The organism is Silvimonas amylolytica (assembly GCF_014645555.1).
Classification (GTDB): domain Bacteria; phylum Pseudomonadota; class Gammaproteobacteria; order Burkholderiales; family Chitinibacteraceae; genus Silvimonas; species Silvimonas amylolytica.
Genome location: NZ_BMLY01000001.1, coordinates 384,868 through 397,884 on the forward strand (window position 1 = coordinate 384,868; position 13,017 = coordinate 397,884).

Sequence of the window (13,017 nt, forward strand, 5' to 3'; positions counted from 1 at the left end):
CCGTCATTCAAGGCACAAACAAAAAAGCTGCATCACCCGATGCAGCTTTTTTGTTGATGGCGCAACCTTGGCCAATGATACTCAGCGATCTTTGTCCGCCACGGCCGAGGCAACTTCATCCTGGGGTACAGAAGCAGCATGAGAAGCCCCCTGGTACGCCAGGTAATAGCGGTTGACGGTAGAGACGTAATCCAGCAGCTTGCCGCCCATCGTTTGCCGGGCGACTTTCTCTACGTTGCCTGACCAGCGATTTGGATCCAGTCCCTGCGCTTGCGCTTTCTTGCGCAGTTGCTGAACGCGCCCTTCACCCGCATTGTATGCGGCAATCATGAACGCCAGCTGATCATCCGGTTCAATATCTGGCGATTTGAACATGTCGCGCAGGTACACCAGATAACGTGCCGCCGCAGTGACGTTTTGCTCATTGTCATGCGGATTGGTCACGCCCATTTTGCGCGCGGTAGACGGGTTGATCTGCATGATGCCAGTCGGGCCATTCTTGCGGATCACCGGATGCAGCGTGCTTTCACGCTGGCCAATGGCTGCCAGCAACATCCAGTCCATATTGTTGGCAGATGCCACCAACTGGAACATAGGCGCAAAAAAACCCAGTTTATCCACGGCACTCAACTGATTGGGGTTGCTGATCTTGGCATCACTGGACAAATACCGCTGGGTTACCTTGAGTGCACGTTGCGCCATGCCGGCACCGCTACCGCTAATGAAACGGTTGAGTTCTGCCAGCAACTGCGGCTTGCTCTGGTCGATCGCCCACGCTACGTCAATCGATGGCTGAATACAGGCATCGCCACGCAAGCGGGGGTATTTCTTGCCCCACAAATCAGAGACATAACGACTGGAAAGCGTGGCGATACTGTCATCGGTCTGGATGCTGCCCAATACGGCCTCTGCAGTCGTGCCGGCTGCGGCATCCCGCGTAATGACTTTGGGATAATCCAGCAACAGACGACGGGCATAGCTGCCGCTGGCCAGCGTCAGCGTTTTACCATCTGCATCTTTGATGTCACTCATGACCTGAGTATTCGGGTTTTGTACCACGCACCACTGGTCGCGCAGATAAGGCTGAGTGAAGGCGACCAGTTGTTTCGAGCCCTCATTCACCGGCATCAACCCGGCCGCGATATCTCCTTTGCCGGCCCGTAGCGAAGGAATAAGTTCACCGCTATCTACCGGCACAAACATCAATTTGAGCGGTGATGCGTTTTTGGACCGGTTACGGTTCAGGAATTTTTCCAGTTCCAGCAGCATGGCGTATTCCACGCCATGCGGACGACCGTTCTGGAAGAAAAAGGTGGAGGGCCCCAGCGCGACCAACACCCGCAACTGGCCAGGCGGGTTGGCTGGATCATAATCCTGGTCGCCCAGTTCGGTCTGACTGTTGAGCGCCGGGTGTTCACCTTTCTGGCTGGCCACAGCACGCGCTCTTTTGGGGCTGTGGTTAGCGGCAAGTGCATTGCCGCTGCCAATAACAAAGATAAACAGCAGTAGGTAAATCAGGGATTTGGCCTGGTTCATGCGCCGCATTTTAGGAGGCGATGTAAGTTTTATGCCAGTACCAAACTCACAAAAGGCCTGTTTTGCGGGATTGCCGCATGCCTTTTGCATGCACCCGACCCATCCGCACGCAGCCCGCAGGCCTGCGCTGATGTGCTTGCCTAGTGGGCAAAATCGACAGCAAAACGGTGCGCCCAGCCGGTATCTCCCTCATCAAAGGTATAACGGCCAGTCTTGCCATCAGCGCGGCGCTGGACGGTCAGCCGCGCCATTTGCCCGGCCACCCCGTCCAGCCAGGACTGGCCTTCCAGATGAAAATCGAAATCTTCGTGATCTTTGGAAAGCGTCTGCAACGCGACATCCAGCGCAATGCGCTGATCCCACGGCAAGTTTTCAACGACATCAGACATCCATCACTCCTTGGGCGGCAATCAGGCCTGGGTGGCCCGTTTTGCCGGACCGGATATGACATCACCGGCGCCCAGGCGGTGCGCCGGTGATGAGGTAACAACGCCTGAACGTCGCCGGGGTTGATCACATTTGCGAGAAACTACCCCGCGCCAGATCCGTTTCGAACTCGCGCAACCAGCCTATGGGGCCTTCACTGCCCAGATACATGCGGATGCGGTCAAATCGCGCCACGCTGATTTCGCGCTGGTGTTCACCTGCGCCATTGAGCAAGGCATCGTTTGCGACCACGTCAAAATCCTCGTACACATAACCATGACGCTCGCAAGCACTGATGAATTCATCCTGTTCGTTGGGATCGAATTGATAAAACAGTTTTTGGGGCATGGTGAGTCCTCCAGGTGGGCCATCGGGACCAGCATAGACTACCTGAGGGGTAGCCCGTTGCCCGACTTGCTGCGGGAGGAGGGTTTTATCCCTCGTCAGAGGGACAGCGACTACCCAGCGAGCTGCACCGGATAACCCGCTTTACCGCGTAAAAGCTTCAAGTGCGCGAGCGAACAGGTAAAATGGCCAGCCGTGCCTGCCTTGCCATCGCCGCCTGTCGCCTGATGCTGCTGGCCGACAACCGGAACCCGCCACCCATTCGGCACCCTTAGCTGTCCAGGAATCGTTCATGCCTTTGCTTTATGTAGAAAACGCCAGCCTTGCCTATGGCCACTGGCCCTTGCTTGATCACGCCACATTCGCTGTCGATGAAGGCGAGCGTGTGGGGCTGATTGGCCGTAATGGTCAGGGTAAATCCACGCTGCTCAAGGCCATTGCCGGGTTGGCGGTGCTGGACGATGGCGACATCCGGATCGCACAGAACGCGCGAATGGCCTTTGTCGCGCAAGAGCCGGAGTTCCAGCCTGGCCAGACCGTTTTTGAAGCGGTGGCTGAAGGCCTGGGGGACCTGCGCCAGTTGCTGGTCGACTACCACGCCGTCGCTGATGCCCAGGACGGCAGTGAAGAAAAACTGGCACACCTGATGCAACTACAGCATGACCTGGAAGCCAGGGATGGCTGGCGTTTCGATGTGTTGATCTCAGGGACACTCAGCCATCTTGGCCTGCCGCCGCAAACGCCCGTGGCAGATCTATCTGGCGGCTGGAAGAAACGCGTCGCCCTGGCACGCGCGCTGGTCAGCGAACCGCAGATTCTGCTTCTTGATGAACCCACCAACCATCTGGACGTTAGCGCCATCGAATGGCTGGAAGGCCTTTTGAACAATTTCACCGGCAGCGTACTGTTTATTACGCATGATCGACGCTTCCTGGATAACGTGGCCAACCGCATCATTGAACTGGATCGTGGCCATATCACCAGTTTTCCTGGCAATTTCTCGACCTTTGAAACGCGCAAGGCTGAACTGCTGGCCCAGGAAGAAACGGTCAATCGCAAGTTCGACAAATTCCTGGCGCAGGAAGAAGTATGGATTCGCAAAGGTGTTGAAGCCCGCCGCACCCGCAATGAAGGCCGCGTGCGTCGACTGGAGCAACTGCGCAGGGATCGTGCCGCACGGCGAGAGCGCATCGGTAATGTGTCGTTCCAGCTGGATGCAGGCGATCGGTCAGGCAAGCTGATTGCCGAGTTCGAGCAGGTCAACAAGGCCTTTGCCAATAAGGTCATCCTGAAAGATTTCAGTACACGCTTGATCCGTGGCGACAAGATTGGGCTGATTGGCCCCAATGGCGTGGGCAAGACCACTTTCTTGAAGCTGGTCCTGGGCGAACTTGAACCCGATACCGGCACGATCCAGCGCGGCACCAAGATTGAGGTCGCGTATTTTGACCAGTTCCGCGAGCAACTGGATGAAAACGCGACAGTCGCCGACGTCGTCAGTCAGGGTAACGAGTACGTTGAGATTGGTAACTCGCGCAAACACATCATGGGTTATCTGGAAGAGTTCCTGTTCCCGGCCGAACGTGCCCGCAGCCCGGTGCGCTCGCTCTCGGGCGGAGAGCGCAATCGCCTGTTGTTGGCGCGATTGTTCACACGCCCCGCCAACGTGCTGGTGCTGGATGAACCGACCAACGATCTGGACATCGATACGCTGGAGCTGCTGGAACAACTGTTGATTGATTATCCTGGTACCGTGTTTCTGGTGTCCCACGACCGGGCATTTCTTGATAACGTCGTCACACAAGTTGTTGCTTTTGAGGGTGAGGGTGTTCTGCTGGAAAACGCGGGCGGATATAGTGACTGGCAACAAGCGCGCGAACGCATGCTCAAAGCCCGCGCAGCAACGCAACAAGCGGCGGTCCGCAAAGAGCCTGTCGCTGAAAAATCACAAGAACGCAGCCGTCAGCGCCCTGCCCGGCTAAGCTTTAACGAACAGCGTGAGCTGGATCGGCTACCCGATGAGATTGCCGCGCTGGAACAAGAACAGACTCAGTTGAACGAAGCGCTGCTTAACCCGGACATTTACCGGACTGACCCACATAAGGCACGTGAGATGCAAATACGGGTAGAAACCATCGAGACCAGTCTGCTGGAAAAGCTGGAACGCTGGGAACAGCTGGAAGCACGACGCTAACCGGTTCATGGACTGGCCTTTTAGCTCACGCGGACAAACGTTGCCGCGCCAATCGTCGCTGCGCCCGATGCGAGTCGGGCTGGTGTCGTTTTACGTCATTCTGCTCTTGGGGTGCAGCATGGCGCTGGCGTGGCTTACCCTGCGTGATTACGACGCCAGTCTGGATGAAGCGCGCCGACAGAATCTTCTTCTGGCGCGCTCGCTGGACGAACAAACCACTCGCACATTCATCAGTGCAGAACAAGCCATTCAGGGTGCGGTAGACAAACTTGAGGTCGCAGGCGGTGTCACCAACGCCGACCCGCAAGATGTCTCGCGCGAATTGCGCAACCGGCTCCGGCTCACGCCGCAGGTCAGCGATATTGTGACCGTCGATGAACACGGCATGGTTCACAGCAGTGGCGCGCATCCGGGCATCCACGACATTGATTATTCGGATCGTGCCTGGCTGCAATACCATCGCGACAGTGCCGACCCGCGCTTTCTGGTTTCCGCCCCGGTTCTGGGCAAGATTTCAGATAGCTGGATGATCCCTGTGTCGCACCGCGTGGATCGTCCTGATGGCAGCTTTGGGGGTGTGGTCGCCGCCGGCGTGCAACCCGATTATTTCAATCGCTTTTACCGCTCGCTCAAGCTGCCGCCTGGCACGCATATCAAGCTCCTGCGCAGTGATGGCATCTTGCTGCTCAACTATCCGCTGGATGCACGCGAACTGGGCCGCAATCTGCGGGCGGGTGATGCCACGCGTTTTGATCAAAGCCGTCAGAACCACGGCGCGTTTTATACCGATAACACTCAGCCAGGTAGCGAAAAGCTGGTTACCTTCCTGGTGTCCGAGGGCGAATTACCGCTGATCGTCATGGTGACATCTGATCTGGATGTCGTGCTGGAGAAATTTCACAGCGACCTGCTGGGGCGTACTGTTTCGGCGCTACTGCTGATTCTGGTCGTCAGCGCCCTGCTGTTCTTGCTGCTGCGCCAAATCCGCCGGGTCGAGCAGATTGAATCCCGCCTCTATCTGACCCAGTTCACCGTCGATGAAGCACCGGATGTCATCTTGTGGGCAGACCGCCAGGCATTTGTGCGTTACGCCAACCGGGCCGCCTCTGCCATCACGGGTTATCACCACGACGAACTACTGCGGATGCGCTTTCTGGATCTGTATCCGCACATTACCGATCCACAGTGGCAAGAGTTCTGGCAGCGCCTGCGGCTGGAAAAACGCATGGTGCACATTACCCATCAACGTAACCAGGAAGGTGCGTTGCAACCGGTGGAAATCACGTTTAACTACGTTGAGTTTTTCCAGGAAGCGTATATCTGCAGCACGGTGCGTGATATCACCGAGCAACAAAATTCCGAGCGCGAACTGCGCCGCCACCGCGACCACTTGCAAGACCTGGTGCTGGAACGTACGGCAGAGATCCGGACCGTGCTGGATGCCAGCCCGCTGGCAATCATGCTGTCTGTGCGCAATACCATTCGACTTGTGAACCCCGCGTTTGAAATCCTGTTTGGGTACGCCGCCAGCGACATCATCGGCCTGCCTACGCGCGTCATTCATGCCTCCGAGGCGCGCTACAACGAACTGGCCACCACGATCTGGGCCCGTATCAATACAGGCGGCGTGTTCCGCGGAGAAATCGAACTGTTCCGCCGTGATCATTCCGGCTTCTGGGCCATGTTGTATGCCAAGGCACTGGTCCCAGGCGACCCTTCCAAAGGCATGATCATGGTGATCGAGGATGTCACCGCACAGCGAATCGCCGCCCAGGCACTACGTCAGTCCGAGCGACTGAAGCGGACAATTATTGATACCACGGCCGATGGTTTCATCCTGATCGATACGCACCGCCATATCGTCGATGTAAATCATGCGTTCTGCCAGGTATTGGGCCTGCGCCGCGAAGACCTGATTGGTGAGCAGCCTGCCGCCATCTGGGGTGAGCCGGCTGACCGGATTTTCCCGGCGCCGCTCTCCACCGAAAGCGCCAATGAAAACCGGCTCTCTGAAGTCACCCTGATTGATGCCAATGGCGAGCCGCTGCCGTTCCTCGTTAGCTCTGCGGCCATTCTGGATGACCAGCACAGACTGGAATATGCCTTTGCATTCCTGACCAACATCTCGCACCTCAAGGACATTGAACGGCGCCTGGTGGAGGCCAAAGACTCAGCCGAAGAAGCCAACATCTCCAAGTCGGCCTTCCTTGCCAATATGTCCCATGAATTGCGCACGCCGATGCACGCCATTCTGAGTTTCTCGGAAATGGGGATATCCAAGGCGCAGCGTGGTGAACCAGGCGCATTGGCCCGGTATTTCGAGCGCATTCACTCCAGTGGCAATCGTCTGCTGGTGCTGCTGAACGATCTGCTGGATATGTCGCGCCTGGAAGCCAACAAGATGCGCTATGACAAGTCCCGCCACTGCCTGCAGGTGGCGGTACAAGGTGCAGCGGCAGAAATCGCGCCATTGCTGAGCTCGCAAAATCTGCGCCTGGATATTGAAGAGGACACGCCAGCGCTCTATGCCGTTTTCGACCAGGCGCGCTTGATGCAGGTTGTGGTTAACCTGCTATCGAACGCGATCAAGTTCAGCCCGGCCGGGGGCGTCATTGAAATCCGCTTCCTTGGCGAAGCCATGCTGACCGGCGGCGCGTCGGCAGTCGGTTTGACGGTCCGGGATCATGGCCCGGGTATTCCAGAGGGTGAACTGGAATCCATTTTCGACAAATTCATCCAGAGCACGCGGGTGCGTGCCGAAGCAGGCGGGACTGGCCTGGGCCTGGCCATCAGCAAGCAGATCATGGAAGATCACGGCGGCACCGTCACCGCAGGCAATCACCCGGAGGGTGGCGCCGTCTTTACCGTGTTGCTGCAAACGGAACCACAACTGGCAGCGACCGCCGCCAGTTAGCCCTGACGGGGCGTTTGCAGTAGAATGCACGGTTTCGCTCCTCCACCTCGCAGACCATGCCCGATATTGCCCGCGAAGTAGCGCGCCGCCGCACTTTCGCCATCATCTCTCACCCTGATGCCGGTAAAACCACGCTCACTGAAAAGCTGCTGCTGTTCTCGGGCGCCATTCAGATGGCAGGTACCGTCAAGGGTAAAAAAGGCGGTAAGTTCGCTACCTCTGACTGGATGGATATCGAAAAGCAGCGCGGCATTTCGGTGGCCTCCTCCGTCATGCAGTTTGATTACCGCGAGCACGTGGTCAACCTGCTCGACACCCCGGGCCACCAGGACTTCTCTGAAGATACCTACCGCGTGCTGACGGCTGTGGACTCGGCCTTGATGGTAATCGATGCCGCCAAGGGTGTGGAAGATCAAACCATCAAGCTCTTGAACGTTTGCCGTTTGCGTCATACGCCTATCGTCACGTTCATGAACAAGTACGACCGCGAAGTGCGCGACAGCCTGGAACTGCTGGATGAAGTCGAGTCCGTGCTCAAGATTCGTTGTGCGCCGGTGACCTGGCCCATCGGTATGGGCAAGACTTTCCGCGGCGTGTATCACATCCTGAATGACCAGGTTTTGTTGTTCACTGCTGGTGCCGAACGTGATAGCGATGTCACGGAAGTCATCGACGGTCTGGACAACCCGCGCCTGGATGAACTCTTTCCGCTCGAAATCGAACAAACCCGCATGGAACTGGAACTGGTGCGTGGCGCCTCGCACCCGTTCAATCTGGAAGACTTTCTGGCGGGCACGTTGACGCCGGTGTTCTTTGGGTCTGCCATCAACAACTTTGGTGTGCGCGAGATTCTGAACGCACTGGTCGATTGGGCTCCCGCACCGGGCGCCCGGGATGCTACGGTGCGGCCGGTGGCACCCTCCGAGGGCAAGTTCTCTGCATTCGTGTTCAAGATCCAGGCCAATATGGATCCGAAACACCGCGACCGCATCGCATTCTTGCGCGTGTGTTCGGGCCACTTTGAGCGTGGCATGAAATTCAAACACCTGCGTCTTGGTCGTGACATCGCCGCCAACTCCGTGGTGACGTTTATGGCACAAGGCCGTGAGCAAGTCGAAGAAGCCTTTGCCGGTGACATTATCGGTCTGCCTAACCACGGCAACATCCAGATTGGCGACTCCTTCTCTGAGGGCGAAGCGCTGGCCTTTACCGGTATTCCATACTTTGCCCCGGAAATGTTCCGCGTGGTTCGTATCCGCAACCCGCTCAAGATCAAGCAACTGCAAAAAGGCTTGCAGCAGTTGGGTGAAGAAGGTGCGGTGCAGGTGTTCAAGCCACTGAATGGCGCAGATCTGATTCTGGGTGCGGTCGGCGTACTGCAGTTTGAAGTAGTTGCCAGCCGCCTGGCCAATGAATACGGCGTAGACGCCATGTTTGAACCGATCACGATCTACACCGCCCGCTGGGCTTCTTGCCCGGATGCCAAACGACTGGCGGAGTTTGAGCGTGCGCTGGAAAACAACCTGGCTCGCGATGCGGCTGACAGTCTTGCCTATCTGGCCACCAGTCGTGTGAACCTGGAATTGACCCAGGAGCGCTGGCCGGAGATCGTATTTCACGAAACCCGCGAACACGCAGTCACGCTCTAACCAGTCTGTTTTGTCTGAAATAAAAAAAGCACCGGCCATCCGGTGCTTTTTTTATTGCGCTTGCAATTTATCCAATCTGATCAAGCCTTAGAGAGGCGCAATAGAAAGTCAGTAAATTCCCGCAGCAAAACTACGAAACAAAACTACAGATTTATCTATTCTGCATCAAACTCCAAGCCAAAATTTTGATCTAGATCAAATATTTTCACAAGACATAAGCTATTGATCCGTGTAGATATTTGCCAGGATTCAAGTGTCTCGCGGTGCTATTCTAACTGCACCAAATCCCTGTGGCGAACCCAGAGGGAAACTGTGCAGGTCAATTGTCAAACAGGCAGTCACCAAGGAGCATCACCATGAACGCACCGGAAGTTAATCTGCAACTTGATGCATGGCGTGGTTTTTCCGCCGGCGAGTGGCAGAAGAAAGTCGCTGTACGCGACTTCATCCAGGAAAACTATACCCCGTACGAAGGTGATGACAGCTTCCTTGCTGGCCCGACTGAACGCACCACCCAACTGTGGGATGAACTATCTGTTCTTCTGAAGGAAGAACGCAAACGCGGCGTGCTGGAAGTCTCCGCCCAGGTTGGTTCGTCCATCACATCCCATGCCCCGGGTTATATCAACAAAGACCTGGAAACCATCGTTGGCCTGCAAACCGACGCCCCACTGCGCCGCGCGATCATGCCAAACGGTGGTCTGCGTATGGTGCAGAACTCGCTGGCTGCATACCACTTCGAAGAATCGCCGCTCATTGCCGAAATCTTCACCAAATACCGCAAAGATCACAACATGGGCGTGTTTGACGCCTATACCCCGGAAATTCTGGCCTGCCGTAAATCCGGGGTGATTACCGGCCTGCCGGATGCCTATGGCCGTGGCCGTATTATTGGCGACTACCGCCGCGTCGCACTGTACGGCGTTGACTTCCTGATCGCCGACAAGAAGCGCGAAAAAGCAGAGCTTGATGATGTTGCCTTCACCGAAGACGTGATCCGTCTGCGTGAAGAACTCTCTGAACAGATCAAGGCGCTGGGCGAACTCAAACAAATGGGCCAGTCCTACGGCTTTGACCTGGCTCGCCCGGCACAAACCGCACAAGAAGCTATCCAGTGGCTGTATCTGGGCTACCTGGCCGCCGTGAAGGAACAAAACGGCGCGGCCATGTCGATTGGCCGGACTTCCACTTTCCTTGACGTATATATCGAACGCGATATCAAGGAAGGTCGTATCACCGAAGCCCAAGCGCAAGAAATGATCGATCACATGGTCATGAAGCTGCGTATCGTGCGTTTCCTGCGCACGCCGGAATACGATGAACTGTTCTCCGGTGATCCGACCTGGGTTACTGAATCCATCGGCGGCGTTGGCAAAGATGGTCGTTCGCTGGTCACCAAATCCAGCTTCCGCGTGTTGCACACCCTGTACAACCTGGGCCCGGCTCCGGAACCAAACCTGACCGTGTTGTGGTCCACCGCGTTCCCGCAAGGCTTCAAGGAGTTCTGCGCCAAGGTCTCGATCGACACCTCCGCCATCCAGTACGAAAACGACGATCTAATGCGCCCGGAATGGGGTGACGACTACGCGATTGCATGTTGCGTATCCGCCATGGCCGTCGGCAAGCAAATGCAGTTCTTTGGTGCCCGTGTGAACGTGGCCAAGGCCATGCTGTATGCCATCAATGGCGGCGTGGACGAAAAGAGCGGTAAGGTCGTCGCCAAGGGCTTTGAACCGATCAAGGGTGACGTGCTTAACTATGACGAAGTCGTCGCCAGTTACGACAAGATGCTCGACTGGCTGGCCAAGACCTATGTCACAGCGCTGAACTGCATCCACTACATGCACGACAAGTACGCTTACGAGCGTGTCGAAATGGCGCTGCATGATCGCGACATCCTGCGCACCATGGCGTGCGGTATCGCCGGTCTGTCGGTGGCTGCGGATTCACTGTCTGCCATCAAGCACGCCAAGGTGCACGTGATCCGCAACGAACAAGGTCTGGCTGTTGATTACAAGATCGAGGGCAGCTACCCGGCTTACGGTAACAACGACGACCGTGTTGATGACATCGCCGTCTGGATCACCGAAGCCATGATGGCCAAGATCAAGGCTCAGCCAGCGTTCTACCGCAATGCCATGCCGACCCAGTCAGTACTGACCATCACTTCCAACGTGGTGTATGGCAAGAAGACCGGCAATACGCCAGATGGCCGCCGCGCAGGTGCCCCGTTCTCTCCAGGTGCCAACCCCATGAACGGTCGTGATGAAAACGGCTTTATTGCTGCCGGTTTCTCGGTATCCAAGATTCCGTACGAAGCTGCACTGGACGGGATTTCCTGGACGGCCTCAATGACACCTGATTCGCTGGGCCACAACCAGAAAGATCGTGTGCGTACGCTGGCAGCCTCGATTGATGGTCTGTTCGGTCCGCATGGTGAGGGTGGCGGCTCTGTCTGCAAGGCCACCGAAGCCGTAGAAAGTGCGATGGATCAACTGTTCCATCTGAACATGAACGTACTCAACCGCGACACGCTGACGGACGCGATGGAACACCCGGAAAACTATCCGCAACTAACGGTGCGTGTATCCGGTTACGCCGTGAACTTCGTGAAGCTGACCCGCGAACAGCAACTTGACGTGATCAGCCGTACTTTCCACGAACGCGTGTAATCGTGGTATCCCGGGCGGTGCAACCCTGCCGCCCGGTTCTCAGGTAACAAGCAACAAGGCAATTATCATGGCTCAACTGTTTCATCTGAACATGAACGTACTCAACCGCGAAATGCTGGAAGACGCGATGGCAAACCCGGAGAAGTATCCGCAACTGACCGTTCGCGTGTCCGGTTACGCGGTGAACTTCGTCAAGCTCACTCGTGAGCAACAACTGGACGTGATCAGCCGTACATTCCACGAAAAAATCTGAAAAAAATCTGATACTCAATGTATGTCGGCAATGCCGGCAGCATGAGACCCATGACGGACCGGTGGAGCCCATGCCTGCCGGTCCGTTTTTATTGATACCACTGGCAGAACATCATCATGGAAACCATCGAGCTGAAAAAGGTGGGCGAAATTGCACCGCCGCTCTTTAACGACGCCGGTCTGCCGGCGGGGTTTGTGCATTCAATCGAAACCGGTGCTGCGGTAGACGGCCCCGGCATGCGTTTTGCATTGTTTGTGAGTGGCTGTCAGTTCAGGTGTCTGTATTGCCACAATCCGGACACCTGGAAGCTGCATAACGGCAAGTTCTACACAGTGGATGAAATCATTGCCGAAATCCGTAAATACGCCAGTTTCCTGCGCGTGGCGGGCGGCCTGACCATCTCTGGTGGTGAACCAATGATGCAGGCCCACTTCACAGGAGAGATATTCCGCCGTGCCAAGCATGAACTGGGTTTGCATACAGCGATCGATACCCAGGGCTATCTGTCTGGCAACCTGCCTGATGAATGGTTTGAACCGATTGACCTGGTGCTGCTGGACATCAAGGAATTCAACAGTGAACGCCATGAACGGCTGACCGGCAAACCCAATGAACCGACACTGCTCTTCGCCAGGCGCCTTGCCGCTATGAAAAAACCAGTCTGGTTGCGATATGTACTGCTGCCAGGTTTTTCAGACTTTGAAGAAGATGTCGAAGGTCTGGCGAAGTTTGTCGCCGGACTGGGGAATGTGGAACGGGTTGAAGTGCTGCCCTTTCACAAATTGGGTGAGTCCAAATGGCAAGAACTCGGCCTTGCTTACGAATTGACCGAGGTGCGTCCGCCTTCACCCGAACTCGTCCACCGCGTGCGCGAACAGTTCCGTAGCCACGGGCTGGAGACCTACTAAACCAGCCTGTTCATTGCACTGCACAAAAATCTGCCGGAAAAACCGACCAGACGCCTTGCCAGGCGCGGTTTTCTGGCAGATTTATGGTCTTGACGTGGTACACTCGCCAAGCCTTGAACA

8 protein-coding genes and 1 pseudogene are annotated in these 13,017 nt (G+C 56.3%); 6 read left to right on the top strand and 3 right to left on the bottom strand.

Features of this window, described 5'->3' with window-relative positions; genetic code table 11:
• Positions 1 to 81: 81 nt before the first annotated feature.
• The 3 genes from IEX44_RS01740 to IEX44_RS01750 all read right to left on the bottom strand — a co-directional run bounded on the left by IEX44_RS01740 (position 82) and on the right by IEX44_RS01750 (position 2,310).
• A complete protein-coding gene (locus IEX44_RS01740; protein WP_188688093.1) occupies positions 82 to 1,536 on the bottom strand; it encodes an MltF family protein in 1,455 nt (484 codons plus the stop codon).
• A 140-nt stretch (positions 1,537 to 1,676) separates the two neighbouring features.
• Positions 1,677 to 1,925 carry a hypothetical protein gene (locus IEX44_RS01745; RefSeq protein WP_188688095.1) on the bottom strand — a complete coding sequence of 83 codons (249 nt, stop codon included), beginning with the start codon at positions 1,923 to 1,925 and terminating at the stop codon, positions 1,677 to 1,679.
• A 124-nt stretch (positions 1,926 to 2,049) separates the two neighbouring features.
• Positions 2,050 to 2,310, bottom strand: a complete 261-nt coding sequence (locus IEX44_RS01750) for a hypothetical protein (protein WP_188688097.1) — start codon at positions 2,308 to 2,310, stop codon at positions 2,050 to 2,052.
• A 289-nt stretch (positions 2,311 to 2,599) separates the two neighbouring features.
• Between IEX44_RS01750 and IEX44_RS01755 the strand changes: the two genes are divergently transcribed.
• The 6 genes and pseudogenes from IEX44_RS01755 (at position 2,600) to pflA (ending at position 12,897) form a co-directional block, all read left to right on the top strand.
• Positions 2,600 to 4,501 (top strand): ATP-binding cassette domain-containing protein, encoded by a 1,902-nt coding sequence (locus IEX44_RS01755; RefSeq protein WP_188688098.1) that lies wholly within the window; start codon positions 2,600 to 2,602, stop codon positions 4,499 to 4,501.
• 7 nt (positions 4,502 to 4,508) lie between these two features.
• Entirely contained in the window at positions 4,509 to 7,415 is a 2,907-nt protein-coding gene (locus IEX44_RS01760; protein ID WP_188688100.1) for a PAS domain S-box protein, read from the top strand.
• Positions 7,416 to 7,471: 56 nt separating this feature from the next.
• Positions 7,472 to 9,064 (top strand): peptide chain release factor 3, encoded by a 1,593-nt coding sequence (locus IEX44_RS01765; protein WP_188688102.1) that lies wholly within the window; start codon positions 7,472 to 7,474, stop codon positions 9,062 to 9,064.
• A 356-nt stretch (positions 9,065 to 9,420) separates the two neighbouring features.
• Positions 9,421 to 11,736 carry a formate C-acetyltransferase gene (gene pflB, locus IEX44_RS01770; RefSeq protein WP_188688103.1) on the top strand — a complete coding sequence of 772 codons (2,316 nt, stop codon included), beginning with the start codon at positions 9,421 to 9,423 and terminating at the stop codon, positions 11,734 to 11,736.
• 79 nt (positions 11,737 to 11,815) lie between these two features.
• A pseudogene (locus tag IEX44_RS01775) lies at positions 11,816 to 11,989 on the top strand (glycine radical domain-containing protein); the annotation flags it as partial.
• Between the two features lie 116 nt (positions 11,990 to 12,105).
• Positions 12,106 to 12,897, top strand: a complete 792-nt coding sequence (gene pflA, locus IEX44_RS01780) for a pyruvate formate-lyase-activating protein (protein ID WP_188688107.1) — start codon at positions 12,106 to 12,108, stop codon at positions 12,895 to 12,897.
• Positions 12,898 to 13,017 lie beyond the last annotated feature (120 nt).

Excerpts from the sequence above, each read along its gene's own strand:
- IEX44_RS01740 (WP_188688093.1), bottom strand. The coding sequence starts at position 1,536 with ATGAACCAGGCCAAATCCCTGATTTACCTACTGCTGTTTATCTTTGTT.
- IEX44_RS01745 (WP_188688095.1), bottom strand. The coding sequence starts at position 1,925 with ATGTCTGATGTCGTTGAAAACTTGCCGTGGGATCAGCGCATTGCGCTG.
- IEX44_RS01750 (WP_188688097.1), bottom strand. The coding sequence starts at position 2,310 with ATGCCCCAAAAACTGTTTTATCAATTCGATCCCAACGAACAGGATGAA.
- IEX44_RS01755 (WP_188688098.1), top strand. The coding sequence starts at position 2,600 with ATGCCTTTGCTTTATGTAGAAAACGCCAGCCTTGCCTATGGCCACTGG.
- IEX44_RS01760 (WP_188688100.1), top strand. The coding sequence starts at position 4,509 with ATGGACTGGCCTTTTAGCTCACGCGGACAAACGTTGCCGCGCCAATCG.
- IEX44_RS01765 (WP_188688102.1), top strand. The coding sequence starts at position 7,472 with ATGCCCGATATTGCCCGCGAAGTAGCGCGCCGCCGCACTTTCGCCATC.
- pflB (WP_188688103.1), top strand. The coding sequence starts at position 9,421 with ATGAACGCACCGGAAGTTAATCTGCAACTTGATGCATGGCGTGGTTTT.
- pflA (WP_188688107.1), top strand. The coding sequence starts at position 12,106 with ATGGAAACCATCGAGCTGAAAAAGGTGGGCGAAATTGCACCGCCGCTC.